Genomic DNA, 2,079 nt, shown 5'->3' with positions numbered 1-2,079 from the left:
CCGCTTGGATCGTCGCCACCACCGCCAATACCTCCTCCGCCACCTCCGCCAAATATACGGTCAAGGTAGAACTCGTTGCCGGGGATACAATACATCTCGGGGGTGGCGTACTTCTGGTACCCGCTGGGGTCGGTGAAGGCGGGGGGGGTGTTGGCGCAGTAGCTGTTGCCGTTGTAGTCCTGCGCGCTCAGCGGGTTGCCCACCAGCGGGTCTACGCTCAGGAAGCGGCCCACCAAAGTCTTTCAAAGAGCGTTACGCTAAGGTAGAGATTAATTTGAGAATTCCTCTACGCCCTAGTCAGGGGGTGACTTGATCGCGCCAGCAAAATAGTCACCCCCTGACTGGCATATAAACGTTGCTACCCTATAGCGCAAAGCCGCCCCAATGTTCGGAGCGGCTCCTCTTGCTTTGCTTAGCGGCTGCTTTTAACCATTGCTGCTAGCGGATGCGGCATCACGCTCTTGGCCAGCATTCCTGCCAACTTCTTTTGCTGTTCTAACTGAGCGTTTCGAAGTTCGTTATAGGCAGTAGGTCGGTTATCTATCAACAGCAATACAATGATCTAAATAAATAGTTCCTGTCTTCGGATCTAGCCTGTTTCTATAACAGCCAGCTATCTTAACCAACTCATTTTCGCATACCTTGAATGATCTCCCTTTATACATGGTGCAAACCACATTACACGTATCATCCGTAATAACAACCGTGCTATCGCCCACATTTTTCACCTTACCCTCCACGCTGCAATCAAGTCGTGTAAATCCAGTTTGATGCAGCTTGTTCATTAGCTTAGTTGGCGTATAAACCCTGTAACTTGCATTGTTGAGAAAAATGGCAATACCGTTTGAATACTCAACAAGTAGGTCTTTAGTCCCAAAAAGGTAGTCTTTCAAACTAAAGTGTAAATCATACTTTCGAAAAGACAAATTTGACGCTGGCGCGAGTGAGTTATAAAAACGAAGGGTCTTAACCGTCTCGAAATAAACAGTGTCTGGCAGTTGAGTATTGATTTTTCCATCAATACCGGCACTTATAAGGAGGAATCCCTCACAAATTCTATTCGTTTTGGAGAATACAGGTACGTAAAGTAAGTCTCCATTCTGCTTTGAAAATGGATCTTTCATAGTTTCTTTAGCTTTCTGAAACCAAACTGCACTTGCAAATAAATCGTAAAGTTCTTTTGTGTTATTGGGGTAACGAAAATTAACAGTATAAAAATGTTCACCAAGATCAGGATATCCAAAGAACAATTTATCCGAATTAGCTGCAATTTGTTCTGCCTTTTTCTGAAAATTATTCTTGAGAAAATAGTATGCAACAATGTATGAAATTGCTAATACTCCAATCAGCAAAAGAGTTGTTTTAATATGCCGTTTAGATTGGTAACTCATAATAGTAAAGTTTTTTGTTAGATTATTCGTTCGCGAATATATTCCAAACTCAATAATGGATTAGAATACTATTCTATGTGTCTTTTTCTGTCACAGTTATCTGTTATACCAACGTTCAAATGCGTCACCTTCATCGCTTGACCCACCTATCCACAGATAAAATCTAGGTTCATGTCCATAGTTAAACCCAGTTCCATCGCCATATGCAGTAGGCCTAGGTTCTGGATCGTTTATGGATAAATCAAAGATTGGGTTGTATTTGTTAGTAGATGTTTTTGTGTTTAGGAATAGGCTCATGACAATTTTGTAGTTGCGTCCTCCAAGTGTAACATTTACAGGTATTTTTGTGAAGAAGCCATAGAGGTTATCACCCACCATTGGGCTGAAATTTCTAAAAACGCCATGAATGTTAATCAACTTTGTATCGCTTACGGCACCTGCCTCTAAGAGATATCTGACTCTTTCAGTTGTTGACAACTTAGTCCAGTCCGGTAGCATATCAGTGTTAGTTTGATTTTGATTAACCAAATCTACACTTGAGTTTGGCTCCAGCCAAGATGTTCCCGTTGTTTTAGAATCAAAAAAGAACGCATCCTTAAGCCTACCCCATAAGCTCAGCCAGCTTCCCTTGGTTATTCCAAATCGGCTAAAGTTGAACGAAACCGAAATCTTCGTTGAAGAGGAGCTT

At 42.2% G+C, this 2,079-nt stretch carries 3 protein-coding genes; all 3 read right to left on the bottom strand.

Translation table 11 applies throughout. The features are described 5' to 3' along the window. On the bottom strand, window positions 1-233 hold a 233-nt coding region (locus tag VMW01_08420; GenBank protein ID HUW06273.1), incomplete at its 3' end, for a hypothetical protein. Window positions 234-536: 303 nt separating this feature from the next. Continuing rightward, complete coding sequence (locus VMW01_08415; GenBank protein ID HUW06272.1) at window positions 537-1,391, bottom strand: hypothetical protein; 855 nt, start codon at window positions 1,389-1,391, stop codon at window positions 537-539. Window positions 1,392-1,487: 96 nt separating this feature from the next. Further along, on the bottom strand, window positions 1,488-2,079 hold a 592-nt coding region (locus tag VMW01_08410; protein ID HUW06271.1), incomplete at its 5' end, for a hypothetical protein.

The organism is Williamwhitmania sp. (assembly GCA_035529935.1).
Classification (GTDB): Bacteria; Bacteroidota; Bacteroidia; order Bacteroidales; family Williamwhitmaniaceae; genus Williamwhitmania.
Note: the sequence above shows the minus strand (reverse complement) of the source record. Positions and strands in the feature narration are given on the sequence as shown.